The following is a 25,977-nucleotide window of genomic DNA, read 5'->3' on the forward strand; positions in this document are numbered from 1 at the left end:
AATATTTAAAAGGCCGCCTGAAAAAACTTTTCAGACGGCCTTTAGCCTTACTTTCAATGAATTCGGTTACTGCAAGATTTCAGCGTATTTGCAACCGTCTTTATCACCATTCCGACAGGCTTGTTGAAACAAGTCTTTGGCTTTAGCAAGGTTTTTTACCACGCCCCGGCCGGACAAATACATATTGCCTAAATTATATTGGGCAATTGCACTGCCCTGCTCCGCAGCTTGTGTATACCACAGCGCAGCTTTTTCTTCATTTTTCGGTACACCTTGCCCTGCATCATAAAGTGTGCCGATTTCCACTTGTGCCTCCAGTAAACCTTGTTTTGCTGCCTGCTCATACCAATGTGCGGCTTGAGCTAGGTTTTTTTGAATACCTGAACCTTCGGCATACATATAAGCCAAGTTTTTTTGAGCAGTGTCTTCCCCTTGTTCGGCAGACTGTCTGAACAAGTCAAATGCTTTTTGATAATCCTGGTTCACGCCATAACCATAAAAATACATCATTCCCAAATTGTTTTGCGCGTGTCGGTTACCTTGGTCGGCAGCTTTCTGATAAAGCTTTACAGCCCGGGCCGCATTTTTTTTCACTCCCCGGCCCTCGCTATACATTATCCCCAAGCTGGTTTGGGCATCGGCATGGCCTTTGCGTGCCGCACGGCGGTAAAATTGGGCGGCAATTTCTTCATTTTTTTCCACTCCCGCCCCTGTTTCATAAGCCAAGCCCAACTCATACTGAGCAGTTTTATCACCTGATTTTGCGGCTTTCTGCCATTGTTCGATTTCTTCAGGTGTGTTTGCGGCTGCTCCGAACGCCAATCCCAGCGTTAAAACAGCCATGGTTAAGTGAGTTTTAAATGTTTTCATGTATATATCCTATTTCAGACGGCTTTCTCTATGTGCGATGTACTGCCATTTGCGTATTGCTTTCAAAAACTTCTGTTGTTCATTTTCATCTGCAAATACTTCGGGCGGCAGCACGATAAAACTGGTACCCATATCCAATATAATATCCCCCGTGCGCGGATGATGACGTATCTCCAACACGGATTTCCAAGTACAACGGACTTCATAGCCGTCGTTCTGATACATCTGGTGAAAGCCCCGGTTATTGGCGAAAAAAACGCTTGCCGGAGCCAGACAGCTATTGCGGTAATGGCGCTGCATCAATATTTGACGCTTCATGCTGTGAAACCCCCAATAGCCGTTGCAAATCAATAAAAGCGCTGCATAACTGAAACCGATATAAGGAACAAGAAAATCTACTTGATGCTTATATAAAATGGCACTTATCCAATAAACTATGCAAGCAAACAAAACCGAAGCAGTCATCAAAAATATGCGTTGGTTCAGCTTCAATTTGCCAAATGCACCTTTATGTCTTTCCACAGCAGCAGCCCACACCGAATGAGAGGCACGCGCATTCGCCTCCGGACATGGCGGCAGGTTCAGTTCAAACAACATACAAGTCCCTTTTCACTTTTTGCTTTCAAAACATAAGCTATCCCTTACTTATGTGATATTGCCTTATTTAATATCAATAATAACAAATGAATTTCATGATGATGGCAAAATCGGATATGCGGACGTTTTAAACGGATTTAAGGTATAAAATCATAGGAAGAAAAGGAAAAGGCCGTCTGAAAATTAGTTTTCAGACGGCCTGCGGGTAAATACGGGCATAATATTTAAAAACAACAGCAGAAAAACTATCTTATCCGATGCCTCGGCGATACCGATAAAACCACCACACACAACACAGCCGGCAACATAAACCAACGGCCGGCTGCAAATACAGAAATCCATGCGGCCTATCGAAAACAAAATACAACGTAATAACGGCGATCAGCACACAGCCGGAGCGGCTCCATTACGGCAGCAGCAAGCAATAATCTACTCCGCAATATTTGCCGTTCTGCTTTCGCACCACTCAATAACAAACGCCATTATCTACAAAATATCAAAAAGGCCGTCTGAAATATTTCAGACGGCCTTTTTGATATTTAAATTACAAACCGCTCAAGCGTGCAGTATCGTGTGCAATCATCAACTCTTCATTAGTCGGAATAACCACAGCCACAGCTTTACTGTCGGCGGTAGTAATCACACCTGCGTTACCGAAACGTGCTTTTTCGTTAGCACCCGCATCTTCGGTCAGACCTAAAAAGCCCAAATAGGCCAATACTTTGCTGCGGATTAAGTTGGAATTTTCACCGATACCGCCGGTAAACACCAAAGCATCCAAACCGCCGGCCGCCACGCTCATGCTGCCGATATACTTGGCCAAACGGTAAGAGAACACTTCCAGCGCCAGTTTCGCACCTTCATGACCTTTACCTGCTTCTTCTTCAATGGTACGACAGTCGTTAGAAAGCTCGGACACACCCAACAAACCTGATTTTTTGTTCAACATATCAGTGATTTGGGTAATGTTCATATTGGCATTTTGAGCTAAGAAAGAAAATACGCTCGGGTCGATATCGCCGCTGCGTGTGCCCATTACCAAGCCTTCCAGCGGAGTCAAGCCCATGCTGGTGTCTTGGCATTTGCCGTCGGCAACTGCGGCAATAGATGCGCCGTTACCCAAATGCGCGATAACCATACGCAGTTTGTTTTTATCTTTACCGAGGAAGCGGGCGGTTTCATCGGCAACGAAACGGTAGCTGGTACCATGTGCACCATAACGGCGCAAACCGTATTTGCGGTAAAGCTCGCGCGGCACGGCATAAGTGTAGGCATGTTCCGGCATGGTTTGGTGGAACGCGGTATCGAATACGGCTACATTCGGCAAGCCTTTGAAAATGCTTTGTGCGGCACGAATACCGAGCAAGTGGGCGGGATTGTGCAACGGAGCCAAAGGAATACATTTTTCAATGCCTTCCACCACTTCGTCGGTAATAAGAATGGATTCGCTGTACAATTCACCACCGCTCACAACGCGGTGGCCGATAGCACCGATACGGCCGTCAAGACTATGGGCACGCAATTCTTCCATTAAAGCTTCTACCGCACCGGTGTGATTGGGATTGGCAGCTAAAGACGTAGTGTGCTTTTCGCCGTTGAATTTAAACGTGATAAAAGCATCGGGAAGATTCAGTTTTTCAGCGAGGCAGCTCAGCAAAACTTCGCCGCTGTCGTTATCCAGCACGGCACCTTTCAACGAAGAGCTGCCGCAGTTTAATACCAAAATCAGTTTGTCAGACATGTAAACTCCTAAATTTTCAGACGGCCTGTCAGCCAATGCGGGTTAATCGACTTTGAGTTCGGCATTTTATCAAAGTTTATAGAAATATAACTAATGCTTCCTTTTGCAAAACTGAAATTGAACTGATTTAAAACAAAATGTTTCGCATAGGTATCTGTATGAAAGGCCGTCTGAAACAAAACCTGTTTTCAGACGGCCTTTGAACTCCAACCAAACGTGGAGTAAAATCCGTTAAAGCAAATTCACAAGGCAATATATAAATGAGCAATAAACTGACGGCTCCCGCCGAATTACCGGACGAAAACGATTTACGTGCCGTGCTGGCCTATAATATGCGCCTTTTCCGTGTCAACAAAGGTTGGTCGCAGGAAGAGCTCGCCCGTCAATGCGGTTTGGATCGCACTTATGTTTCCGCCATCGAACGCAAACGCTGGAATATCGCTCTTTCCAATATCGAAAAAATGGCAGTAGCTTTAGATTTGCCGGCTTACCAACTGCTGCTACCGCCCCAAACCCGTTTGGAAATGAAGGTGTAATCATTGAAAGTTGAAAGCTGCTGCAAAGTTCAATTTTGGTAGCAGCCTTCACATCAATTTATCTCCGGCAGGAGCGGCTTTCAATCCCACCTCTTAAATCGGTTCGGTTTATACATTTTGAGTTTGTTTTATTTCAGGCGGCCTCTTACCTTACCATCCCCCGGTCAGGGCCATAACCATGCCCAGACGCGGCGGCCTTCGCTCTGTAAAATCTTAAAAGTACTGCACGCAGACGCAGTAGTCATACTTTCCAAACCGATACCTTTTGCCGCCAAAGCAGCCGCTATTTTGGGATGTAGAAATACCTGTTTCTCCCCTGTTCCCACTAATATCACTTCGGGCAGCATTTCATCTGATGAGGCCGTCTGAAAAAAATCTTCCGCACTAAGCTCCACCGCTCTTTCCTTTAACGGTTTTCCGATAAACTTGCCTTGTAAAACAACCGCCTCATTATAAGGTTCGCCGTTGATTTCTATGGTTCCCGGTACACAACCGGTAATATCGAACTGTTCGGACGTGGCTTTTTCTTCAATCAACATAATCAGGATTCCGTAAAAATTCAGATGCAGAAACAGGCATTTTCGGTTAGGATTAAATCCTTTTTTATAAAACAATTTTACGTCTTCATACTAACATACAACGGCTTAAGGAGATACGATGAAGCCAGTCAATATCGGGATTTTAGGTTTAGGAACAGTCGGTAGCGGCGCTGTCGGCGTTTTACGTAAAAACGCAGCAGAAATCAGCCGCCGTTTAGGGCGTGATGTCAATGTATTCATCGTATCCACCCGCGACGCTGAAAAAGCCCGCGCGGTTTGCGACACACACACATTGGTTACCAACGACCCTTTCAGCGTGGTCAAACATCCCGAAGTCGATATTGTCGTGGAGCTGTTCGGCGGCACCGAAATCGCTCGAGAACTGGTGCTCGAAGCCATCAACAACGGCAAGCATATTGTTACCGCCAATAAAAAACTGCTGGCGGAATACGGCAATGAAATTTTCTCGCTGGCCGAGCAGAAAAACGTTATGGTGCAATTTGAAGCGGCGGTTGCCGGCGGCATCCCCATCATCAAAGCCCTGCGCGAAGGCTTAACTGCAAACAATATCAAATCCATCGCCGGAATCATCAACGGTACCAGCAACTTCATCCTAACCGAAATGCGCGAAAAAGGCAGCGCATTTGTCGATGTGCTGAAACAGGCTCAAGAGCTGGGCTATGCCGAAGCCGACCCCACTTTCGATATAGAAGGCCATGATGCCGGCCATAAAATTACCATCATGAGCGCATTGGCTTTCGGCACACCCGTGAATTTCAAAGCCTGTTATCTCGAAGGCATCAGCAAACTCGACAGCCGCGATATCAAATACGCCGAAGAACTCGGCTACCGCGTAAAACTTTTGGGCATTACCCGCAAAACCGACAAAGGCATCGAATTGCGCGTGCACCCCACCCTGATTCCCGAATGCCGCCTGCTGGCCAATGTAAACGGCGTAATGAATGCCGTGCGTGTTGATGCCGATATGGTTGGAGAAACCTTATATTACGGGGCAGGGGCAGGCGCATTGCCGACAGCCAGCGCGGTAGTGGCGGATATTGTCGACATCAGCCGCCTGATTACCGCCGACACAGGCAACCGTGTGCCGCATTTAGCCTTCCAACCCAGCCAAGTCAAAGCGCAAAACATGCTGTCTATGGATGAAATTACCAGCAGTTATTATCTGCGCGTACAAGCCAAAGACGAACCGGGCGTGCTCGGCCAAATAGCCAACCTTCTGGCGGAAGAAAATGTTTCGATTGAGGCACTAATTCAAAAAGGCGTAATCAAACAAACAATCGCCGAAATTGTTATCCTCACGCACAGCACGGTTGAGAAAAACATCAAAAAAGCCATCGCAGCCATCGAATGCTTAGATTGTGTTTACGAACCGGTCGTGATGATCCGCATGGAGAGCCTGCATGCAAGCAACGGATAAACCGGAATTATCCCCCGAAGAACAGCGCCGCAAAGCCAAAGCCAAAATCCGCACCGTCCGTATCTGGTTTTGGGTGGTAATGGCTTTGCTGGCCGGTTTTTACTTTCTGTCGCAATGCGCCCTTTCCAAGCCGAAAGCCAAGCAAGTGATTATCGATTCCTGCATTAAAAACGTACCGTTTTCCGAAAAATGGCAGGCCGATTTAAAAGCCAACGGTTTGGAAAACAAATCGGAACAAATCATCGCCGATTATTGTGTTTGTATGTGGAACGAACCGTTGGAAAAACTTTCCGAAAAGCAAATCCAATCACTCAGTAAAATCAGCGCACAAGAACAACTCGAGTTACTCGGAGGTGCGCAAGCATTTGAAACACGCGATAAACAGTGCATCAATAATTTAAAAAACCGCTAAACACCTTTTTTCATGTATACATCAACGTACCGATAACAAAATATTCAATTTTAATTAACTAATTGAATTTCTATAAATTAATAGCTAATGAAATAAATTAGCCATTATATTTTCCTCTAACTTGCTGAAAATAACCAACGTTACCACCTGATGTTGCAAGTATGTTGTTATCAAACAATTTATATGGATCATAACAATGCACTTTTGAGTTTATGTAAAGGAAAACCATAAAAAAAACCAGTGTGCCTCACGCAGAATTGTCCAAACTGATTGCCACTCTCGGACATGCGGCGTCGGAAGAAGTTTATTTGGAAAAAATCACGTTAGCCGCCCTCACGGAGACCCGTAGCCCGAAGGCGAAGAAAATCATCGTCGGAGAAACCGTGGAAAAATTCATTCCAATAGAATTGGAATTGATTAAACAATAAATCCCGCTATTTTCAGGAACACTCCTCAAAAATCGACAGGCCGTCTGAAATATCGTTTTCAGACGGCCTGTTGCTTTTTTTTTGAGATATTAATCCGACTCAAAATTCGGCGGCAGAAAAAATGCAGACACATCATCCGGCACCCAACCGAAGAGCCAGCGGACAACGCACGACAAAAAACTCTCGACCCTCAATATTACCGCTCGAGCTAACGCCACAGCAGCAAAACCAACGATACCGAAAAGAACGACACAATGGTTGTAAACAATGCCGCCGCCGCGGTTTGCCGTTCAAAACCGTATTTATGTCCAAACAAAGCGTACATGCTTGCCATCGGTGCACTGGCCAATAACGCTCCCGTGAAAACCGTGTCCCTATCCGCTCCGAAAAGCCACAAGCAAAGCACTACCAGCAGCGGAAACATCAACAACTTGCCCGCCGTTACCACCACAATATCTTTCAAACTGCCGCGAATTTCCAACCCGTACAAGCCCGCACCGATCACAAACAGAGCCAGCGGAGAAGCCGCAGAAGCCAACATGGAGCTGACTTTCTCCAGCACCGCAGGCACGGGAATGCCGCCGACGGCAAACACCAAAGCAACCAGCAAGCCGATAAAAATCGGATTCTTCATCAAGTTTTTGAATATCTGCCATAATGTTCTGCCGATATGTGCGTTATCGCTTTTAGCAAAATCAATCAAAATAAACATCAAAGGCACCACAAGCACGTTTTCAATCAACGCATTCATGGCAAAAAATACCCCGGCAGGCGCACCTATAGCCATCAGCAATAACGGGTAGCCGATAAAGCCCGTGTTCGACATACCGGTACCCACCCCGTTAAGCACTGCCAGCACTTTATTCTGCCCACGTTTCAAACTCAGCAGCCAACCTGCCGTAAAAGCCAACAACGAAGCGAGCGCATAGCCATACATATAAACGGGGTTCAGCACTTCGGCAATCGGACGCGTGGCAATCGCCGAAAACACCAGCATCGGCATACCGATATGGATAATGAATTTACCCATGCCGTTAATCTGCACGGGGGTAAAAAAATTGAAGCGCATGGCGAAATAGCCCATGCCCATAATGATAAATACGGGAGCAGTGATGGTAAGGATGGAGAACATAATGCACCTGAACAGGCCGTCTGAAAAAGCAATCCGCGCAACACAACGGCCTTTGCGTTATCCGTCTGCTTCAGAATAATAAAGTCGGATTCTAACAGAAAGCCGTTATATCGACGGGCACTTTATGCCCCGACACCGTTTTCAGACGGCCTCCAGAAATCCCTTTAAGCCATGCCGACCAAGCGTTAAAATATAAACCGTACACCTAACGCACAAAAAAGGATTCCCATGCAAACCCGTCTGCCCTTTTTCGGCATCGTGCGCGTGAGCGGCGACGACCGCGCCGCTTTCTTGCACGGACAACTTTCCAACGACATCAAAAACTTACAAGAAAACCAAGCCTGCTATGCCACCTACAACACCCCCAAAGGCCGCGTAATCGCCAATATGCTCGTGCTGAACCGCGGCGGCGATTTGCTGCTTGCGATGGCCGCCGATTTGGTCGAACCCGTTATCAAACGCCTGCGCATGTATGTTTTACGGGCCAAAGTCGTGTTCGAACCATTGCCTGACTTTGCCGCAGCCTGCGAACTGGGCGAAACCGCCGTACCGCAAGCTGCCGAATCCCCCGCGCTGGCTTTTGCCGCCGAAAACCGTAACGGCATCTGGAGCCTCGCATTGCCCCATCAAGGCCGTCTGAATATCGGTTTGGCAGGCTATCTACCCGAATACGATGCCTCCGCCGAAAATAATTGGAATGTGCATGAAATCGAAAGCGGCTATCCGTGGATTTCCGCCGCCACTACCGAAACTGCCGTTGCCCAAATGCTCAACCAACACACTATCGGCGGCGTGCATTTCAAAAAAGGTTGCTATCCCGGGCAGGAAATCATCGCCCGCGCCCAATACCGCGGCCAAGTAAAACGCGGCTTGGCCGTCTTAACCGGCACTTCGCTCGAAACCGCCGGCGTTGCCGTTCACAGCGAAGGCGAGGAAGCCGGCATCATTATCAACAGCGCGTTAACCGAAAACGGCAGCATCAGCTTGGCCGTGATTAAATTTTCCGCCGCCGAAGCCGTCCTAACCGATGCCGACGGCAACCCGCTCCGGCAGAAAAAACTGTTTTTCAACACCGAACCCCAAAAATAACGGCCCAACCGTTTCAGACGGCCTCAGGCTGTCTGAAAACCACCTTGAACAAAACCATGCTCCGACTCCGCTCCCGCTTCCATAATGCCGCCCAAGCCCGTTTTTTATTGAACCTGTGGCCACCGCTCCTCTTCAGCGGCATCCGCATCACCGAGCTTTCACCCGACTTCCGCCATATGAAAGCCACACTGAAAAACTGGCCGGGCACGCGCAACGCCCACGGTACGCAATTCGGCGGCAGCCTGTTCGCCATGACCGATGTTACTTATTCGGTGATGCTCAACGGCTTGATGGGAAAGCGTTATTTTGTGTGGGATAAATCTGCGCACATCGATTTCATCAAACCCGGCCGTAGCGCGGTTTATATCGAATGCACGCTCACCGACGAAATGCTGCAAGACATTTACAAACACACCCAAACCGGCGATAAATATCTGCCCGAAATGAAAGTGCACATCTTCGACAAACACGGAGACACCGTAGCGATTGTTACCCGGGTACTGTATGTGAGGCTGAAACCCGCATTCCGGCCGAAACAGCAAGAAAACTGAATTACACCTGCCCCAATGGTAAAAAGGCCGTCTGAAAATATGGTTTCAGACGGCCTTTTTACCATTGACGGCACATTCAATCCACAATCCTCTGCTCCGGCAACCTGCCCGCCCAGTCGCAGGCAAACTGCCATGCCACACGCCCCGAACGGCTGCCGCGCGAAAGCGACCAGTTCAATGCGGCTTGGCGGGCGGTTTCGTCAAAAGACAGGCCGTAATCGTCCAACCAGTTTGCCACCGCTTGCAGATAATCGTTTTGGTCGAACGGATAAAAGCTCAACCACAAGCCGAAACGGTCGGACAACGACACTTTTTCTTCCACCGCCTCTTGTGGATGCACTTCGCCGCGCCCGCCCGTAACCGCCAAATTTTCATCCGAATATTCGGGCATCAGATGGCGGCGATTGGACGTGGCGTACACCAGCACGTTGCCGCACCGTTGCGAAAGTCCGCCGTCAAGTGCGGTTTTCAAGGCTTTGTAAGTATCGTCGCCGCTCTCAAACGACAAATCGTCGCAAAAAACGATGTATTTCTCTTTGCGCTTTTCCAGCAACGTCAGCAATGCAGGCAAACTGGTCAAATCGGTTTTGTCCACCTCGATCAGGCGCAAGCCGCGATCCGCATATTCGTGCAGCAAAGCCTTTACCAACGAAGATTTTCCCGTACCGCGCGCACCGGTCATCAACACGTTATTGGCCGGACGGCCTTCCAAAAACTGCTCGGTATTCCGCACCAGCCGCGCCGTCTGCATATCCACCGCCGCCAGCCTGTTCAACGGGAAAGTGTGCGGCTGCGGCAGGCTTTCCAACACACCGCGGCGACCGATGCTCTGCCAACGGTAAGCCAACGCTTTCCAGTCCGGCTCCGCCGCCTCCGGCGGCAACAGCGCATCCAAACGACGCAACACCGAAGCGGCCAGTTTCAAAAATTTCGCGGGTTTCATCTATTTTCCTTTCAGACGGCCTGACGGCTTTTATCGATACGGTTCCGTTTACATTCAAAACCTGAGCATTATGGCAGCTTCAAAGGCCGTCCGAAACCTTTTTCAGACGGCCTTTTGCTATAATTCCATCCTTATCCTTTAGAGGCCGTCTGAAAACCCATGAACACCCCCAAAGCCTTTGCCCTGCTCGGCCCCACTGCCAGCGGCAAAACCGGTTTGGCTCTGAAAATCGCTGAAACCCTGCCGGTCGAAATCATCAGCCTCGATTCCGCCCTCGTTTACCGCGATATGGATATCGGCACCGCCAAGCCCACTGCCGCCGAACGCGCCGCCGTGCCGCACCATCTGATAGACATTATCTCTCCGTTGGAAACATACAGCGCAGCAGATTTCGTCAACGATTGCGTGCGCCTGACTAATGAAATCCACGCACGCGGCAGGCTGCCTTTAATCGTCGGCGGCACCATGATGTATTTCCATGCCCTGACCGAAGGGCTGAATGCCCTGCCCGAAGCCGATGCCGGAATCCGCGCCGCATTACAGGCAGAAAAAACCGAATATGGCTTGCCGCATCTGTACCGACGTCTGCAAACCGTCGACCCGCAAACCGCCGCACGCTTGGAATCTGCCGACAGCCAGCGTATCGAGCGTGCATTGGAAGTATTCATACTCACCGGCAAACCGTTAAGCCGGCACTTTGCCGAACGGCAAACCTATACTCCGCCGCTGGACTTATGCACCGTCGCCCTGCTTCCCGCCGACCGCGCCGAACTGCACGCACAAATCGCCAAACGCTTTCTCACCATGCTGGAACACGGCTTTATCGACGAAGTAAAACGGCTTCAGACGGCCTATCCCGAACTCACCGCCGACATGACTTCCATGCGTTGCGTCGGCTACCGGCAAGCATGGGACTATCTGACAGGCGCATACGATTACGATACTTTTGTCGAAAAAGGCATCGCCTCCACCCGTCAGCTTGCCAAGCGCCAGCTTACATGGCTGCGGAAACTCCCACTGGCACACAGCTTGGATTCGTATGCAAACAGCCGCTACATTCAGACGGCCTCAGATTTGGCCAAGCGGCATTTCGCCCTCGCTTAAAACACAGGAACCCTCATGGCAAAAGCACCGAAAACCGTTTACCAATGCAGCGAATGCGGCGGTACCACCCCGAAATGGCAGGGCAAATGCCCGCATTGCGGCGAGTGGAATACCTTGCAGGAAAGCCTTGCCGCGCCCGAACCGAAAAACGTGCGCTTCCAATCGTGGGCGGCAGATACCGCGCAGGTGCAGGATCTTTCCAAAGTAACGGCCACCGAAGTGCCGCGCGAACCGACCGGCATGGGCGAACTCGACCGCGTATTGGGCGGCGGTTTGGTGAGCGGCGCGGTGATTCTGCTCGGCGGCGACCCCGGTATCGGCAAATCGACGCTGCTCCTGCAAACCATAGCGATGATGGCGAAAAACCGCAAAGTGCTGTATGTATCCGGCGAGGAATCCGCCCAACAAGTCGCCCTGCGGGCGCAACGCTTGGGCTTACAAAGCGAAGGCGTGAACCTGCTGGCGGAAATCCGCATGGAAGCCATTCAGACGGCCTTAAAACAACACGAACCCGCCGTGGTGGTGATTGATTCGATTCAAACCATGTATTCCGACCAAATCACTTCCGCACCCGGCTCGGTATCGCAAGTGCGCGAGTGTGCCGCGCAGCTCACCCGCATAGCCAAGCAGATGGGCATTGCCATGATTTTGGTCGGCCACGTTACTAAAGACGGTGCCATCGCCGGCCCGCGCGTGCTCGAGCATATGGTCGATACCGTACTCTATTTCGAGGGCGACCAGCATTCCAACTACCGCATGATACGCGCCATCAAAAACCGTTTCGGCGCAGCCAACGAGCTGGGCGTTTTCGCCATGACCGAACACGGCTTGAAAGGCGTGTCCAACCCTTCGGCGATTTTTCTCGCCAGCTACCGCGACGACGTGCCCGGCTCGTGCGTGCTGGTCACGCAAGAAGGCAGCCGCCCGCTGTTAGTAGAAATTCAGGCATTGGTTGACGACGCACACGGCTTTACGCCCAAACGCCTTACCGTCGGCCTCGAACAAAACCGCCTTGCCATGCTGTTGGCCGTGTTGAACCGCCATGCCGGCATCGCCTGCTTCGACCAAGACGTATTCCTGAACGCCGTAGGCGGCGTAAAAATCAACGAACCCGCCGCCGACCTTGCCATCATTCTTGCCATGCTCTCCAGCTTCCGCAACCGCCCGCTGCCCGAAAAAATGGTGGCCTTCGGCGAAATCGGCTTAAGCGGCGAAGTCCGCCCCGTAGCACGCGGGCAGGAGCGTTTGAAGGAAGCGGAAAAACTCGGCTTCAAACGCGCCGTCGTGCCTAAAGCCAATCTGCCGCGCAACCCGAAAGAATTTCTCGGCTTACAGATTTTCGGCGTGAGCAGTTTGCAGGAAGCGGTAGAGGTGTGCAGGAATAGTGAAGAATGAAAATAAAAAATATCAAGGATATAAAGATTGGGTAGTGTGGAGCGCCATCCTCTTAACATCATTATCATTGCTATGATCTGCAATGTGGCTTTTTAATCAATAAATTGATTTAAAAAGGTATTTTTGATTGACTACTCATCACAACTACTGCAGCCTCTCCCCTCGTATTCTCGTTCTTGCGAATTATAAAATATCTGCCATTTTTGAAAAGATTTCCGGCCAAATGTGGAGATATGTTTTTGAGCTTTATAAAGGACGCGAAAACTTTTTGGCCGACGAAGTACACAACCCCACCGACGAATAAACGGATTCATCATACTTGAGGCCGTCTGAAAAAACATTTTCAGACGGCCTCATCATTTGCTTCCCATGTATCTAATGCCGAACCATACCGGACAAAGTATTCAAAATCAACACACCCGTTAAAATGAACCCGATGCCTACTATACCCGCAACATCTGCCTTTTGTCCGAAAAACACTATGCTTATTATGCACGTCAGCACCAGCCCTACCCCCGCCCATACCGCGTATGCCGTACCGAGCGGAATGCTTTTCAAAGACAACGACAAAAAATAAAACGAACATAGAAAAGCCACCGCCATCGCTGCAGTAGGCCACGGTTTGCTGAAGCCCTCACTAAGCTTAAGCATGGAAGAGCCGAATACTTCGCTCAAAATAGCCAACGATAAGAAAAACCAAGGCATACCACCCTTTCTACATCAGATTCCTGAGATTGCTGCACAACAGACAAAATGTGCTTAACTCATCCAACGTCCCAATACAGCCGCCGATACCACTGCAATCAACACCGTTGGCAGCATTCCCCAACGGCTCGCCACTAATATCGTAACAGCCAAAGCCACCAGTTCGTGGGGTTTACTGGATGCAAAGTACGGAGCGATCACCGCAACCAGCACACAGCCCGGCGCAGCGTCCATTACTGCTGCAGCACGCGGGCTTAGCGTGCGGTTACGCAGCATAAAAAAACCGATTAAACGGGTCGAATAAGTTGCCGCCAACATCCCCATCACCACAGTAAACGACACCCACGAAATCATTTGCCGCGCCCTCCCCAGTAAGCAGCCAGCAAACCCGCCAAAGCTCCGGCAGGCACATACCAAGCACCGTCGATGCCGAGATAAACCGATACGGCCACCACCAAACTCACCAACCACGGCACAGCCGCTTTCCATCCTTTCCACAAACCGCGCAGCAACACCAAAAACACGGCGGGAAAAGCCATACCGAAACCCAATAACGCGACATCCCCGAAAGCGGGTCCCACAACCGCTCCCGTTCCCGTTGCCAACACCCATACCACATACAGCGACAATGCCGTACCCATATAATAAGGCAGGCTGAAAGCGGGCAAGCCCAGCTGCTTGCGCCGGTGGATATCGGCCATACTCAAAGCCCAGCTTTCGTCGGTCATAAAAAACAAAGCAGGCAGCGCTTTTTTCATCGGCACATCTTTTAGATACGACGTTAAAGCCGCGCCCATCAGAATATGGCGGGTGTTGATCATAAACGTTACCGTGATAATCAGCAGCACCGGCAGCGGATCCGCCCACAGCCCCACCGCGGCAAATTCCGAGCCGCCGGCAAAATTCAGCCCCGTCATCATCGACATTTCCAGCGGGCTCATGCCTTTCTGCCCGCCCTGTACGCCTAAAATCAAAGCAAAAGGCAGCATACCGATAATCACAGGCAAACAGTCTTTAGCCCCGCGCCAGAATTCGGATTGCGGAGAAACGGCCGTATTCATGATGGATTCCAAAAAGCGAAAGATTAATTATAACAGAAGGCCGTCTGAAAACCTGTTCAGACGGCCTGTTTGTTTTTTAAACCAAATTACTCGGCAGCAGCTACAACCGCTACGGTAACAGTAGCAACAGCATCGGTATGCAGAGCTACTTCAACTTCATATTCGCCAACGGCTTTCAAAGGACCGTCAGGCAAACGAACATTTGATTTAACAGCCTGAATACCGGCAGCAACTACTGCAGCAGCAATATCGGCATTAGTAACGGAACCGAACAAGCGGCCGTCCACACCGGCCTTTTGAGCGATAGTGATGGTTTGACCATTCAATTTTTCTTGACGGGCTTTGGCATCAGCCAGAATTTCAGCCTGTTTTGCTTCCAATTCAGCGCGGCGGGCTTCAAATTCTTTCATGTTGGCTTCAGTAGCGCGTTTTGCTTTACCGCTTGGAATCAAGAAGTTGCGGGCATAGCCGTTTTTAACGGTAACCACGTCGCCCAAGTTGCCCAAACCACCGATTTTTTCTAACAGAATAATTTGCATCTTACTAATCTCCGTCAATTATTTATGTTGGTCGGTGTAAGGCAGCAGTGCCAAGAAACGGGCACGTTTAACCGCAACAGACAGTTGACGTTGGTAACCTGCTTTAGTACCGGTGATACGGGCAGGGATGATCTTACCGTTTTCAGAAATGAAGTCTTTCAGCAAATCAACTTGTTTGTAATCGACTTCTTGGATTTTTTCGGCCGTAAAACGGCAGAATTTTCTACGTTTGAATGATTGACGAGCCATTGTCGTTTAACCTTTATATTCTTGAATGTTCTGTATCCGCAGTACCGGCTTGGGGTAGCGTTGGCTTTTTTGTGCCAGAAACCCGCTTACTTCTACCATTACGTTCTGCCGGTGCTGCCACTTTAGCGCATCCTTACCGATAATCTTGGCTGCCATTTCAAATTTCACCAAGCATTGCTGCCCGTTTTCATGCTGCCAAGATTCATGTTTCAATATCACCTCCAGTATAGGAATTCCTGCCGGGGTGTATCTTAAACTGCCGCATTCGGCAATTTGTGCGGTAAGGTTGAAAAGATTGTTCAATCTTTAATTACGCTTCGGCTGTTTCGGTTTCTTCTTTAGCCACACCTGTCAGCAGGTTTTTAGACTTCTCTTCTTTCATCATCGGAGAAGCTTCGGTAACGGCATGTTTGGTTTTGATGGTCAGATGACGCAATACGGCATCGTTGAAGCGGAAAGCGGTTTCCAGCTCTTCAACCACTTCGGGAGTGGTTTCGATGTTCATCAAAACATAGTGTGCTTTGTGGATTTTATTAATCGGGTAAGCCAGTTGGCGGCGGCCCCAATCTTCCAAGCGGTGGATTTTACCGCCTGCTTCGTTAATCATGGTTTTGTAACGTTCAACCATTGCGGGCACTTGCTCGCTTTGATCCGGATGAACGATAAACACGATCTCATAATGACGCATGCTATCTCCTTACGGCTATTAAATCCTTTTACCATGCGAAAGTAAAAGGCAAGGTTGGAAAACATGAAATTATAACGGCTTTGTTTTTATAAAGCAATATGATACTCCGAATATCCCGATTCGGGCTGCAAAACGGTATTACAATATGTTTTTCAGACGGCCTCTTTCGGAAACACCAGCCATGCAAACGCGCAAAATCATCCATATCGATATGGACGCTTTCTACGCCTCGGTAGAATTGCGCGAACAGCCGCACCTGCGCGGCAAGCCTGTTGTGGTGGCGTGGAACGGCCCCCGTTCGGTTATTTGTGCGGCTTCGTATGAAGCGCGGCAATTCGGATTACGCTCGGCCATGTCGGTGGCAACGGCCAAACGGCTGTGTCCGCACGCTGTTTACATACCGCCGAACTTTGAGCTTTACCGTGAAATTTCACGCCAAATTCACGGTATTTTTGCACGCTATACCGATTTAATCGAACCGCTTTCGTTGGATGAAGCCTATCTTGACGTTACCCGCAATTTTGCCGGAATCGCTTATGCCAGCGAAGTTGCCCGTAGAATCCGCACGGAAATTTTCAATGAAACCGGCCTGACCGCTTCGGCAGGTGTTGCATCCAACAAATTCCTTGCCAAAATCGCTTCCGACTGGCGCAAACCTAACGGACAGTTTGTATTGCCGCCGCAGCATGTAGAGGCATTTTTGGAAACGCTCCCGCTTAGTAAAATCCCCGGCGTGGGCAAGGTAACGTTGCAGAAGATGAACGCCCTCGGCATGCACACGGCGGGCGATCTCCGCCGTTTCGGAAGAGGGGAACTGCTGCATCATTTCGGCCGTTACGGTTATCGTTTATATGATCTGGCGCGCGGCAACGATGAGCGGCCGGTAAAACCGAGCCGCGAGCGTTTGCAGATTTCTACCGAAATCACTCTGCCCGAAGATTTGCCGCTGGCAGATACGGTAAAACACCTGCCCCACTTGGCAGATGATTTGTGGAAACAAATCAAACGTAAAAACGTGCTGGCGCGTAGCGTTACCTTAAAACTGAAAACGGTTGATTTCCGTATCATTACCCGTTCGCTCACATATTCTTCGGCACTGCCTGATGCTGCGGCTTTATCGGAGGCCGCACACACGTTGGTTAAACGCGTACCTGCACAAAACGAAAATGCTTTCCGTCTCATCGGTATCGGTGTCGGACATTTAATGCCGGAAGGGAAACAGCAAACTTTATGGAACGATTAAACCCGGCTGATAAAAGCGGGCCGTCTGAAATTTCAGACGGCCTTTGCACTCAGGTTTCATCATGCCGAATAGAATAAATTTCCTGTTTTTCAACACTGTGCATTTACTTTACTGTTTATTTTTCAATAAAATGCTGTAATTTCATCTAATCGTCCTTATTTGTACCCAACACAATCAAGCTGTTACACTCATACGAATGAAAAAAATAACACCTCAGTCTTTACACACTCTGCTTGCCGAAAGTCTGGAAACCACCGACTTCGTTACCATACTCAACGCGATTATCGATTTTTTACGCAAAGGCGGCGTCCGCCATGCTTCGGGCAGACTGGATATGCTTTTGCACACGCTGGAGCGCGATAAAACGCTATGCGGCACTTTCGGCAGCCGTTTTTACGCGTGGCTGACCAAGGTGCACATTTATCCGGCCTTGGTGGGCTTGGGCATTTTTTCCAGAAGCGGTTTCAGCCGCGAACTCGGTATCCGTATTTACGAACGTTTCAGCCCTTCTTATAAAGATTTGAACAACCTGCAAGATGTGTTTCTCTATCTTTTCCACTCGCAAAACGACGAAAAATGGCTGCAAAGCATCCATCTACGCCAATGGCTGAACCTTCACCAACTTCTGTTGGCACATGCCGATCCGAATATCGTCCAATCCGCTTCGCGTCAGCTTACTCAGGAAAGGCTGCATGCGCTGGAGATGTTGTCGGTATGGGTGGCGGCGGAGGAGCTTGAGCCTAGTCTGATACGCATCGAACCGCGCCTATTGGATGTCGATTCGCCGTTTGTGGCCCTCAAGCGGGAAATCGCCAAATTGGTGGAACACTACCAAACCGAAACCGCACCTTACGACACGGCACACATCGAGGTGATGCTAGACCAATGCCGCAATCAAGTAGAACGCCTGCAAAGAAAAGGCACGGGGGCAGGTTCCGGCTCGTCGGTTAAGGTGGCACACCTGCTCGAACGTTTGTCGCAAACTTTGGAGCGCCTGAGTCTGCTGCTGGAAATCCAAACCCATCCCGAAGACCAACGCCGTTTGGCCGTCAAATTGATGAATTCAATGGTTGTCGCCGCTGTCGAGCAGCACAGCACCACCCTGCTGCGCCGCCGCAGCATCAAAATGCTGGCCAAAAGCATCAGCGAAAACAAAAGCGGCCACGGCGAACATTACATCACGCGCACACGCAAGGAATATTGGGCGATGTTACGCTCGGCCGCCGGAGGTGGCGCTTTGATCGCACTGATGGCATTAAACAAAATCCATATCGGCGAAATGGGCTTCGGCGAATTTACCACTTCGTTTTTAAACGGCTTGAATTACGGCATCGGCTTCATGCTGATTCACATGCTGCACTTTACCGTGGCAACCAAGCAACCGGCCATGACTGCTGCCAGTTTTGCCGAACAGGTGGAACGCAACGAGAAAGGCCGTGCGGTAGAGCTTAAACTGTCCAAGCTGCTGGTAGATGTGGCCCGTTCGCAAAGCGTAGCCGTTTTCGGGAACGTAAGCGTAGCCGTGCTGCTCGCTGCGCTGATTGCCGCCGTTTTTACCGCACAAACCGCCCAGCCGTTATTGAGTATGGAAAATGTTGCTTATCAAATCAAATCGGTGCAGCCGTTTACCCAACCTACGCTATGGTATGCCGCTATTGCCGGCGTTTGGCTGTTTTGTTCAGGCATTATTGCAGGCTTTTTCGACAACCGCGCCGCCTATCTTGATTTGCGCCGCCGATTGACGATAAACCCGTTTTTAAAAAAATGCCTGCCTGCTTCAGCCCGCACGCATTTTGCTGAATATATGCATAACAATTACGGCTCGCTTGCCGGTAATTTCGTCTTCGGCATGCTGTTGGGTATGACCGGCTATTTCGGGCATATGCTGAACCTGCCGCTCGATATCCGCCACGTGGCTTTTTCTTCCGCCAATATCGGCTATGCTGCGGTAAGCGGACATATCGGCGTTTTTTCTTTCCTCATCAATCTGGCCAACGTATTATTGATCGGCCTGGTCAACCTGTGGGTAAGCTTCATGCTGGCCCTATTGGTTGCCCTGCGTGCCCGCGATACCAGTATCGGCAGTATTCCCAATCTGGTCAAAAGCATATGGCAACAGATAAAAGCCAACCCGCTCAACCTGATTTTTCCTGTTCAGACGGCTGCACAAACCGTCAAAGCGGCCAAAACGGACGAAAAAGAAAAAGACGATAAAAAATAATCAGTTCCGGCTCGACCCACAAACAGGCCGTCTGAAAACCGGCAAGCAAACCGTTTTCAGACGGCCTGCAACATTCCGCCGTTTATCCGCAAGCCCGCAACTTGAAAATCCCGTAAAATAGCGCATTCTCCATCAAACTTTTTCAGACGGCCCCGCCACTATGCTCAGCTACCGCCACGCCTTCCACGCCGGCAACCATGCCGATATGCTCAAACATTTCGTGCTCTATCTCACTCTGGATTACTTCAACCGCAAAGACAAACCTTATTGGTATATCGACACCCACAGCGGTGCCGGTTTGTATGATTTACATAGCGGCGAAGCGCAAAAAGTCGGCGAATACAAACAAGGCATTGCCCTGCTGCAACAAGCCGCCCATCTGCCGGAGCCGCTGCAAAACTTCACAGGCCGTCTGAAAAACATTCTGCCCGCACCGAATTTATACTGTGGCTCGCCGTGGCTGGCGCAATCGCTCACCCGCCCGAACGACAAATTGCGGCTGTTTGAACTGCACCCTGCCGATTTCCAGCATCTGCAAAACAATATGCACGAAGCCCGCTTGGGCAGGTGCGGGCAAATCACGCAGGCCGACGGCTACCAAGGTTTGATTGCCTTGCTGCCGCCGCCCACCCGCCGTGCCGTGGTGCTGATCGACCCGCCCTACGAAGAAAAGCAAGACTACGCCCGCGTGGTTCACACCTTGAAAGAAGCGCGAAAACGCTTTGAATCAGGCTGCTATATGGTGTGGTATCCCTGCCTGAGCCGCGAAGAAAGCCGCAAGCTGCCGGAGCAACTCAAAAAACTGTCGCCCGACAATTATCTGCATGCCGAACTGCATGTGCACACCCCCCGCGCCGACGGTTTCGGCATGCACGGCAGCGGTATGTTTGTGATCAACCCGCCTTATCTGCTCGCACAACAGCTTCAAGAAACCCTGCCAGCGCTGACGGAAATTTTGCGGCAAGACAACGGGGCGCGGTTTGTTTTGGATGCGCAAATCAAATAAAACCTCGGCAACTGAATAAACCTGCTTTATCACGGTTCGCCATATTCGGCCTCAGCCCGCGTATGGCGGCCGGCGGCTCTTTCCGGCAGAAAAAACAGCCCTCCCTTCGCCCGAATACGGCAAAGCCGTCTCTGCTTACCTGTGCTTCGCGATGATACAAAGGCCGTCTGAAAACATGTTTCAGACGGCCTCTCTCAATCTGCGCGGTTAAAAACTGTTTTTCAATTCCCTCAACGCCGCGAAAACCGCCGCTTCTCCGTTTAGCCCTACGCCCGACAACTCGGCCGTTCTCGCCACTACTTCGGATTTTGCCGTGCGCAGAAACGGGTTGATTTTGCGCTCGTGCGCCAATGTAACCGGCAAGGTCGGCGTACGGTTTGCCTGTGCTAAGGCCGTCTGAATATCGGGATTATCGGGTTCGATATGGGCGGCAAAGCGCAGGTTGGCGGCAGTATATTCGTGGGCGGGATAAAACAAAGTGTGTTCAGGCAAGCCGTTGTAACGTTGCAGGCTGGCGAAAAGTTGCGCCGCAGTGCCGGTAAACACGCGCCCGCAACCTCCTGAAAACAAGGTGTCTCCGCAGAAAATATGCAGGCCGTCTGAAAGATTCAGCAGATAGCCTAAGTGGGTATCGGTATGCCCCGGCGTGGCCCATACTTCGATGGCGTACCCGCCGAATTCGAGTTTGCCGCCTTCTCCTATTGTTTTGTCTGCACCGGTAACATCACGGTTACCGTAAACCGTGCAGGCCGGGAATACTTTTTTCAAAGCGGCCACTCCGCCGGTGTGGTCGTGATGGGCATGGGTAATCCAGATTTGAGCCAACGTTAAGCCGCGCTTTTGCAGATAATCCAGCACGGGCGCGGCATCGCCAGGGTCGATGCAGGCAGCTTGGTTTTGATGTACCGCCAACCAGATGTAGTTGTCGTTGAAAGCGGGAACGGCAATGATTTCAAGCGTGTTCGACATGATATTTATCCTTTTTCAGACGGCCTCACTATAACAAATCCGATACGGCGGAAACAAGCCGTGCCAAACGGTTGCAGAATACGCCGCAACGATACCATGCCGCCTTGAGGCCGTCTGAAACGTGTTTTCCCGCTTTCCCGCCTCCGCGCATCTGTATAATGGCCGGATTTTCCCAACCCCTTTCCGCAGGATTTTTATGAATTTTCTTGCTGCGTGGTTCAACCCCGCCTCCGCACTTGCCGCACATTTTATTTTGGCCGCATTGCTGGCCGCTTGTGCCAAACCTGCTTTTGCCGCCGTGTCCGTACGGCCTGCCGCGGCGGGCGCGGCGGCGGTGTTTTTAGCGGTGCTGTGGAGCTTGAACGCGGGCGTGGGCGGCGGGCAGCTTGCGGGCATGAATTTCCACCTGCTCGGCATCAGCCTTGCCGCGCTGATGCTCGGCGCACCCGCCGCTTTGTGGTTGGGCACGCTACTATTGGTGCCCTACACTTGGCTGCACGGGGCGGAAAACCTGCATGCGGTAAGCCTGAACGTGTTGTTTCTCATTCTGCCTTCCGCCGCGTTGAACCTGTCGTGCCGCCGCATTGCTGCCAAACTGCCGGCGAATCTGTTTATCTATATCTTCTTCAACGGCTTTATTACTGCCGCCCTCGGCATGATACTGACCGGCGCACTCTTGGCCGTACTGTTACAAGCAGCGGGAGCGTATTCGGGCGAAGTGTTATGGACATCCGTATTCCCCGTATTTTTTCTGCTGGCATGGGGCGAGGCTTTTTTAACCGGCATTTTCACCGCTATTTTCGTAGCCTTGCGCCCACAGTTTTTGGCAACTTTCGACGACAACCGCTATCTGCGCTCTAAAAACGAAATTTGGAAATCATAAAGTTTCAGGCCGTCCGAATTATGTTTTCAGACGGCCTCTACAATATAAATACACGGTAAAACAAAATGTTAAACAATCTTTCTGCCATTATTATCGGCGCGGCCTTCGGTGCGGTGTTGCGCTGGGCTTTGGGCTTGTGGTTCGCGCACACGCTTTCGTGGGCTGCTTTCGGTACGTTGGCCGCCAACTGGCTGGGAGCATACATCATCGGCGTTGCCGCCGCCGTGTCCGAACTGTTTCCCGCCCTCAGCCCGCATTGGCGTTTGCTGCTCATCACCGGATTTTTAGGCAGCTTAACCACTTTTTCAGGCTTTTCGCTCGAAGTGGTGGGCATGTTGCAGATGCAGCGTTGGGGCGCGGCGGCGGCAACGGCTTCGCTACACTTGTTCGGCTCGCTGCTGCTGACGGTGCTGGGTATGACGACGGTGCAGATGTTCCGTTGATCACGGAAACCGCTAATCGATTCCGATATCCAAACACACAATCTCGCCGCAGAATTTCTTGCCGCTCTCGGTTAAATGCGCGGGCTTGTAGGCGGCGAATGTATAGGTAATGTCGGCTTGGAACGTATCGGCATCAGCTTCGGCCGTGTCGCCGTTCAAACCGGTGGGAATGTCCAAAGCCACTTTCAGGCCGTCTGAAAGATTGAGCCGGCGGCACACCGCCGCAACCGTATCGGGCAGTTTGCCGGTGAAACCGGTGCCGAAAATGCCTTCGATAATCACGTCGTAGCCCGTTTTCAGACGGCCTTCCATGCTTTCCGTGCCGATAAACTCGATGCCCGCCAAATCCGTCAGACGGCGGCGGTTCAGCTCCGCCAGCTCCGACAGATTTTCGCCCAGCACGAACACCACGTCCGCGCGCCAGCCGTACCGCTGCAACACCCGCGCCATCACTAATCCGTCGCCGCCGTTATTGCCTTTGCCGCACACCACCAACGCACGGCCCGCCTGCGGACGGCGTTGCAGCAAATCGGCGGCGGCACCCTGCCCCGCATTTTCCATCAATTGCTCGAAACTCGTGCCCGCATCAACGGCGGCCTGCTCGTGCACGCGCATTTCGGCGGCGGTATAAATTTTCATCGCATCATCCTTTCTCGCATAGGGCATTGCATGTAAACACACGTCCGGCCTTGTATTTCTTTTCAGACGGCCTTTTACTTTCAATAGTTTAGATAAACTCTGCAAAAGAAGTTTTGCCGCAGCGCAAGGGCTTGCCGTGCATCGGAGCCTGCAGATACAAAAGGCCGTCTGAAACGGCTTGTTCAGACGGCCTCCGCATTACTCAATTCCTTTTTGCTTCGCTTCCAGTTGTTCCCAACGTTCCAGCTTTTCCAACAGCAACATTTCGATTTCTTCGGCACGCATCTGCAATTTAGCGGCTTCTTGGTAATCTTTGAAAATTTCCGGGTCGGAAAGGCGGTTGTTCAACTCGCCCTGCTCGGCTTCAAGCGCGGCCAGCTCGTCGGGGAGCGCATCCAATTCGCGCTGTTCCTTATACGAGAGTTTTACCGTGCGGTTGGCTTTCGGCTTGGCTTTTTCCGGCTCGGCCTGAACCGTTTTCGGCGCGGCGGCGGTTTGGATTTTTTCCTCGCGATCTCTGGCATCGATATAGTCCTGATAGCCGCCGATGTATTCTTTCAGACGGCCTCCTCCTTCAAAAACAATGCTCTGCGTAATCACATTATCGAGAAACATACGGTCGTGGCTCACCAGAAACACCGTGCCCTGATAATCGCGCAGCAAATCTTCCAGCAGCTCTTGAGTGTCGATATCCAGATCGTTGGTCGGCTCGTCGAGCACCAGAATATTGGCGGGGCGGGTAAACAGCTTGGCCAGCAGCAGGCGGTTGCGCTCGCCGCCGGAAAGCGACGAAACCGGACTTTGCGCACGGGCGGGGTGGAAGAGGAAATCTTCCAGATAACTCATCACATGCTTGCGCTTGCCGCCCACTTCCACATAATCGTTGCCCTGCCCCAGCGTATAAAACACCGTGTCGTTTTCGTTTAACGCACTGCGGAACTGGTCGAAATAAGCCACTTCCTGCTTGCTGCCCAAACGGATTTTGCCGAACGTAGGTTGCAGTTCGCCCAAAATCAGCTTCAAAAACGTGGTTTTGCCGATACCGTTGGGGCCGATCAAGCCGATTTTGTCGCCGCGCTGAATTACCGTGGAAAACTTATCCATAATCACCTTATCGCCGTATTGAAACGAAGCATGTTCCAACTCGGCGATAATGCGCCCGCTTTTCTCGCCGCTGTCGAGCTTGAAATTTACCTGCCCCTGCACATTGCGGCGTTCCGCACGCTGGCGGCGCAACTCTTCAAGACGTTTCACACGGCCCTCGTTGCGGGTGCGGCGCGCTTCGATGCCCTTGCGTATCCACGCTTCTTCCTGCGCGTGAAACTTATCAAACAAGCGGTTATGCTCCGCCTCAACCGCCAATTCCTGCGCCTTTTTCTCGCTGTATTTGGAAAACGAACCCGGATAAGAACGCAACACGCCGCGATCCAATTCCACAATGCGGCTGGCGATATTGTCGAGAAAACGGCGGTCGTGGGTAATCACCACCAAACTGCCGTCAAACTGCTTGAGCAAGCCTTCCAGCCAAATGATCGCATCAATATCCAAATGGTTGGTCGGCTCGTCCAGCAGCAGCACATCAGGCTTCTGCACCCATGCCTGCGCCAACGCCACCCGCTTCTTCTGTCCACCCGAAAGATTGCCGATAAGCTCATGCTCAGGCAAACCGAGCTGGCTTAAAGTCTGCTTTACCGCCGCATCCGTCTGCCAACCGTTTTGCGCCTCGATCGCAAGTTGCAACTCGTTTAACTCTTTCAGCAATTCGTCGTTCTGCCCGCCTTCGAGCAAATGGCTTACCTGATGGTAACGGCGCAGTAAATCGCGCATCTCCCCCAAGCCCTCGGCCACCACATCAAACACCGAAGCGGCAGAATCGAAAAACGATTCCTGCGGCACATACACGATTTTCAGATTATTCTGAATAATCACCTGCCCGTCGTCGAGCTTCTGCACCCCCGCCAGAATCTTCAAAAACGAAGACTTCCCCGCCCCGTTGCGCCCGATCAGGCCGATTTTTTCACCGTTGTCGAGCTGGAAAGACGTTTTATCCAAAAGAGCCACATGGCCGACGGCAAAAGAAGCATTTTCGACAGATAAGATATTCATAACATTAAGGCGCAATAAAAAGCCGTTATTCTAACCCATTTAAAAGCCGCTCGATATGCCCGCACCCGCCGATTGAAACCTTTTCAGACGGCCTCTATCACATCTAAAACATAGAACGCCCGTTTTGCCGCATCGCCCGCAAAACACTTCTATCCGAGAAATACCGACAAACAACTTCATACGGAAAGGAAGAAAGATGAAACAAAGCATCAAACTGTTACTGCTCAGCCTCGCCGCCGCCCTCAGCCTCAACGCATGCGGCCTCGGCGACAACGATTCCGACCGCCGCGAACACAATCGGCAGTACGAGCAAGACAACGACGACCGCCGAGATGACCGCGACCACCGCGACGATAGAGACGATCATGATAACGACCACGACGAAAACCGGAAAGATAAAAGCGACGACAGAGACGATGATCGGGATAACGACGATAACCGTTGATAGCG

Annotated in this window: 31 protein-coding genes; 14 read left to right on the forward strand and 17 right to left on the reverse strand. The window is 50.9% G+C overall.

The features are described 5' to 3' along the window. Window positions 1-66: 66 nt before the first annotated feature. From EL216_RS02675 to EL216_RS02685, 3 genes are all read right to left on the reverse strand, one after another. On the reverse strand, window positions 67-870 hold the full coding sequence (locus EL216_RS02675; protein ID WP_085391282.1) for a tetratricopeptide repeat protein: 804 nt from the start codon (window positions 868-870) through the stop codon (window positions 67-69). A 9-nt stretch (window positions 871-879) separates the two neighbouring features. After that, on the reverse strand, window positions 880-1,467 hold the full coding sequence (locus EL216_RS02680) for a hypothetical protein (protein ID WP_085391283.1): 588 nt from the start codon (window positions 1,465-1,467) through the stop codon (window positions 880-882). Window positions 1,468-2,011: 544 nt separating this feature from the next. Beyond that, complete coding sequence (locus EL216_RS02685) at window positions 2,012-3,208, reverse strand: acetate kinase (protein ID WP_085391285.1); 1,197 nt, start codon at window positions 3,206-3,208, stop codon at window positions 2,012-2,014. Between the two features lie 260 nt (window positions 3,209-3,468). Here EL216_RS02685 and EL216_RS02690 point away from each other — a divergent pair, with 260 nt between their 5' ends. Then, complete coding sequence (locus EL216_RS02690) at window positions 3,469-3,744, forward strand: helix-turn-helix domain-containing protein (RefSeq protein WP_085391286.1); 276 nt, start codon at window positions 3,469-3,471, stop codon at window positions 3,742-3,744. A 164-nt stretch (window positions 3,745-3,908) separates the two neighbouring features. Here the strand turns inward: EL216_RS02690 and EL216_RS02695 are convergent, their stop codons facing one another. Beyond that, a complete protein-coding gene (locus EL216_RS02695; protein WP_085391287.1) occupies window positions 3,909-4,283 on the reverse strand; it encodes an Mth938-like domain-containing protein in 375 nt (124 codons plus the stop codon). A 118-nt stretch (window positions 4,284-4,401) separates the two neighbouring features. On the opposite strand from EL216_RS02695, the gene EL216_RS02700 reads away from it, so the two are divergent. The 3 genes from EL216_RS02700 (at window position 4,402) to EL216_RS02710 (ending at window position 6,561) form a co-directional block, all read left to right on the forward strand. Then, a complete protein-coding gene (locus EL216_RS02700; protein WP_085391288.1) occupies window positions 4,402-5,721 on the forward strand; it encodes a homoserine dehydrogenase in 1,320 nt (439 codons plus the stop codon). Further along, window positions 5,705-6,133, forward strand: coding sequence for a hypothetical protein (locus EL216_RS02705; protein WP_085391289.1), 429 nt, complete (start codon window positions 5,705-5,707; stop codon window positions 6,131-6,133). The genes EL216_RS02700 and EL216_RS02705 overlap by 17 nt, the downstream gene beginning before the upstream one ends. A 242-nt stretch (window positions 6,134-6,375) precedes the next feature. Further along, the gene (locus EL216_RS02710) at window positions 6,376-6,561 is read left to right on the forward strand and encodes a hypothetical protein (RefSeq protein WP_085391290.1); all 186 of its coding nucleotides are present in this window, start codon (window positions 6,376-6,378) and stop codon (window positions 6,559-6,561) included. A gap of 208 nt (window positions 6,562-6,769) precedes the next feature. Here the strand turns inward: EL216_RS02710 and EL216_RS02715 are convergent, their stop codons facing one another. Further along, window positions 6,770-7,693 carry an AEC family transporter gene (locus tag EL216_RS02715; protein ID WP_085391291.1) on the reverse strand — a complete coding sequence of 308 codons (924 nt, stop codon included), beginning with the start codon at window positions 7,691-7,693 and terminating at the stop codon, window positions 6,770-6,772. A 228-nt stretch (window positions 7,694-7,921) separates the two neighbouring features. On the opposite strand from EL216_RS02715, the gene ygfZ reads away from it, so the two are divergent. Both ygfZ and EL216_RS02725 read left to right on the forward strand, forming a co-directional pair. Beyond that, window positions 7,922-8,782 (forward strand): CAF17-like 4Fe-4S cluster assembly/insertion protein YgfZ, encoded by an 861-nt coding sequence (gene ygfZ, locus EL216_RS02720; RefSeq protein WP_085391292.1) that lies wholly within the window; start codon window positions 7,922-7,924, stop codon window positions 8,780-8,782. Between the two features lie 56 nt (window positions 8,783-8,838). After that, window positions 8,839-9,333, forward strand: a complete 495-nt coding sequence (locus EL216_RS02725) for a DUF4442 domain-containing protein (RefSeq protein ID WP_085391311.1) — start codon at window positions 8,839-8,841, stop codon at window positions 9,331-9,333. Window positions 9,334-9,409: 76 nt separating this feature from the next. On the opposite strand, the gene EL216_RS02730 is transcribed toward EL216_RS02725, so the two are convergent. Next, window positions 9,410-10,276 carry an ATP-binding protein gene (locus EL216_RS02730; RefSeq protein ID WP_085391293.1) on the reverse strand — a complete coding sequence of 289 codons (867 nt, stop codon included), beginning with the start codon at window positions 10,274-10,276 and terminating at the stop codon, window positions 9,410-9,412. 159 nt (window positions 10,277-10,435) lie between these two features. Here EL216_RS02730 and miaA point away from each other — a divergent pair, with 159 nt between their 5' ends. Both miaA and radA read left to right on the forward strand, forming a co-directional pair. Continuing rightward, on the forward strand, window positions 10,436-11,380 hold the full coding sequence (miaA, locus tag EL216_RS02735) for a tRNA (adenosine(37)-N6)-dimethylallyltransferase MiaA (protein ID WP_085391294.1): 945 nt from the start codon (window positions 10,436-10,438) through the stop codon (window positions 11,378-11,380). Between the two features lie 15 nt (window positions 11,381-11,395). After that, window positions 11,396-12,775, forward strand: coding sequence for a DNA repair protein RadA (gene radA / locus EL216_RS02740; RefSeq protein WP_085391295.1), 1,380 nt, complete (start codon window positions 11,396-11,398; stop codon window positions 12,773-12,775). A 375-nt stretch (window positions 12,776-13,150) separates the two neighbouring features. Here radA and EL216_RS02745 read toward each other — a convergent pair whose 3' ends face one another. The 7 genes from EL216_RS02745 to rpsF all read right to left on the reverse strand — a co-directional run bounded on the left by EL216_RS02745 (window position 13,151) and on the right by rpsF (window position 16,017). Next, on the reverse strand, window positions 13,151-13,480 hold the full coding sequence (locus tag EL216_RS02745) for a DMT family transporter (RefSeq protein WP_085391296.1): 330 nt from the start codon (window positions 13,478-13,480) through the stop codon (window positions 13,151-13,153). A 54-nt stretch (window positions 13,481-13,534) separates the two neighbouring features. Next, window positions 13,535-13,834, reverse strand: coding sequence for an AzlD family protein (locus EL216_RS02750; RefSeq protein WP_085391297.1), 300 nt, complete (start codon window positions 13,832-13,834; stop codon window positions 13,535-13,537). Beyond that, window positions 13,831-14,541: an AzlC family ABC transporter permease gene (locus EL216_RS02755; RefSeq protein WP_085391312.1), complete on the reverse strand. Its 711-nt coding sequence runs from the start codon at window positions 14,539-14,541 to the stop codon at window positions 13,831-13,833. Before EL216_RS02755 ends, EL216_RS02750 begins: the two co-directional genes overlap by 4 nt. An 86-nt stretch (window positions 14,542-14,627) precedes the next feature. Continuing rightward, a complete protein-coding gene (gene rplI / locus EL216_RS02760; protein WP_085391298.1) occupies window positions 14,628-15,080 on the reverse strand; it encodes a 50S ribosomal protein L9 in 453 nt (150 codons plus the stop codon). A gap of 18 nt (window positions 15,081-15,098) precedes the next feature. Continuing rightward, entirely contained in the window at window positions 15,099-15,329 is a 231-nt protein-coding gene (gene rpsR / locus EL216_RS02765; RefSeq protein WP_004283421.1) for a 30S ribosomal protein S18, read from the reverse strand. 6 nt (window positions 15,330-15,335) lie between these two features. Then, entirely contained in the window at window positions 15,336-15,632 is a 297-nt protein-coding gene (priB, locus tag EL216_RS02770) for a primosomal replication protein N (RefSeq protein ID WP_085391299.1), read from the reverse strand. A gap of 7 nt (window positions 15,633-15,639) precedes the next feature. After that, on the reverse strand, window positions 15,640-16,017 hold the full coding sequence (rpsF, locus tag EL216_RS02775; protein ID WP_085391300.1) for a 30S ribosomal protein S6: 378 nt from the start codon (window positions 16,015-16,017) through the stop codon (window positions 15,640-15,642). 181 nt (window positions 16,018-16,198) lie between these two features. On the opposite strand from rpsF, the gene dinB reads away from it, so the two are divergent. The 3 genes from dinB to EL216_RS02790 all read left to right on the forward strand — a co-directional run bounded on the left by dinB (window position 16,199) and on the right by EL216_RS02790 (window position 20,487). Beyond that, window positions 16,199-17,260, forward strand: coding sequence for a DNA polymerase IV (gene dinB / locus EL216_RS02780; protein ID WP_085391301.1), 1,062 nt, complete (start codon window positions 16,199-16,201; stop codon window positions 17,258-17,260). A gap of 196 nt (window positions 17,261-17,456) precedes the next feature. After that, window positions 17,457-19,481: a site-specific recombinase gene (locus tag EL216_RS02785; RefSeq protein WP_085391302.1), complete on the forward strand. Its 2,025-nt coding sequence runs from the start codon at window positions 17,457-17,459 to the stop codon at window positions 19,479-19,481. Window positions 19,482-19,641: 160 nt separating this feature from the next. Next, the gene (locus EL216_RS02790; RefSeq protein ID WP_085391303.1) at window positions 19,642-20,487 is read left to right on the forward strand and encodes a 23S rRNA (adenine(2030)-N(6))-methyltransferase RlmJ; all 846 of its coding nucleotides are present in this window, start codon (window positions 19,642-19,644) and stop codon (window positions 20,485-20,487) included. 207 nt (window positions 20,488-20,694) lie between these two features. On the opposite strand, the gene gloB is transcribed toward EL216_RS02790, so the two are convergent. Continuing rightward, the gene (gloB, locus tag EL216_RS02795) at window positions 20,695-21,456 is read right to left on the reverse strand and encodes a hydroxyacylglutathione hydrolase (protein ID WP_085391304.1); all 762 of its coding nucleotides are present in this window, start codon (window positions 21,454-21,456) and stop codon (window positions 20,695-20,697) included. Window positions 21,457-21,484: 28 nt separating this feature from the next. Continuing rightward, window positions 21,485-21,607 (reverse strand): hypothetical protein, encoded by a 123-nt coding sequence (locus EL216_RS11395; protein WP_267894208.1) that lies wholly within the window; start codon window positions 21,605-21,607, stop codon window positions 21,485-21,487. Between the two features lie 45 nt (window positions 21,608-21,652). Between EL216_RS11395 and EL216_RS02800 the strand changes: the two genes are divergently transcribed. Continuing rightward, complete coding sequence (locus EL216_RS02800) at window positions 21,653-22,339, forward strand: energy-coupling factor ABC transporter permease (protein WP_085391305.1); 687 nt, start codon at window positions 21,653-21,655, stop codon at window positions 22,337-22,339. 65 nt (window positions 22,340-22,404) lie between these two features. Continuing rightward, window positions 22,405-22,782 (forward strand): fluoride efflux transporter CrcB, encoded by a 378-nt coding sequence (gene crcB / locus EL216_RS02805; RefSeq protein WP_085391306.1) that lies wholly within the window; start codon window positions 22,405-22,407, stop codon window positions 22,780-22,782. 12 nt (window positions 22,783-22,794) lie between these two features. Here crcB and EL216_RS02810 read toward each other — a convergent pair whose 3' ends face one another. Together EL216_RS02810 and EL216_RS02815 are read right to left on the reverse strand one after the other, a co-directional pair. Beyond that, window positions 22,795-23,421 (reverse strand): NAD(P)H-hydrate epimerase, encoded by a 627-nt coding sequence (locus EL216_RS02810; RefSeq protein WP_085391307.1) that lies wholly within the window; start codon window positions 23,419-23,421, stop codon window positions 22,795-22,797. A 198-nt stretch (window positions 23,422-23,619) separates the two neighbouring features. Beyond that, entirely contained in the window at window positions 23,620-25,527 is a 1,908-nt protein-coding gene (locus EL216_RS02815; protein ID WP_085391308.1) for an ATP-binding cassette domain-containing protein, read from the reverse strand. Between the two features lie 196 nt (window positions 25,528-25,723). On the opposite strand from EL216_RS02815, the gene EL216_RS02820 reads away from it, so the two are divergent. Next, window positions 25,724-25,972 (forward strand): hypothetical protein, encoded by a 249-nt coding sequence (locus EL216_RS02820; protein ID WP_085391309.1) that lies wholly within the window; start codon window positions 25,724-25,726, stop codon window positions 25,970-25,972. Window positions 25,973-25,977: the final 5 nt, after the last annotated feature.

The sequence above is a fragment of the Neisseria animaloris genome (assembly GCF_900637855.1).
Lineage (GTDB): Bacteria > Pseudomonadota > Gammaproteobacteria > Burkholderiales > Neisseriaceae > Neisseria > Neisseria animaloris.